Origin of the sequence: Haloterrigena salina JCM 13891 (assembly GCF_000337495.1) — an archaeon.
GTDB lineage: Archaea > Halobacteriota > Halobacteria > Halobacteriales > Natrialbaceae > Haloterrigena > Haloterrigena salina.
Window position 1 is genome coordinate 1 of record NZ_AOIS01000008.1, and the last position, 360, is coordinate 360.

Here is a 360-nt window from a genome sequence, read left to right on the forward strand (position 1 = left end):
GTGCTAAACCAACCGTTAGTAGAGCGCCCGAAATCGATCCAACAATCCGAGCAACTAGCTCAAATTGAAACCTCCCTAATAGTTCCCTTCGTAGAGACATTAAGCAGCTTGCTTGATATAAATACCGGGGGGACTATAAACTTATATATGGCTGTGTGTTGCCTACTCTATTGATGAGCAGGATCGTAGTAATTGGTTTGGATGCCTTCCATACGGATTTATTACAATTCACGCCCCATATCAGGTCTTTATTCGATAAAAATCCTAGCGGGGTTCTGGAAAGCACCACACCCCCTGTCACTGCCCCGGCGTGGGCGTCATTTCAAACAGGTAAAAACCAGGGAAAACACGGCTTATATG

Annotated in this window: 1 protein-coding gene; it reads left to right on the forward strand. The window is 45.3% G+C overall.

Annotation, left to right across the window (positions count from 1 at the left end; translation table 11 throughout):
• Nucleotides 1-173: 173 nt before the first annotated feature.
• On the forward strand, nucleotides 174-360 hold a 187-nt coding region (locus tag C477_RS22735; RefSeq protein WP_193366247.1), incomplete at its 3' end, for an alkaline phosphatase family protein.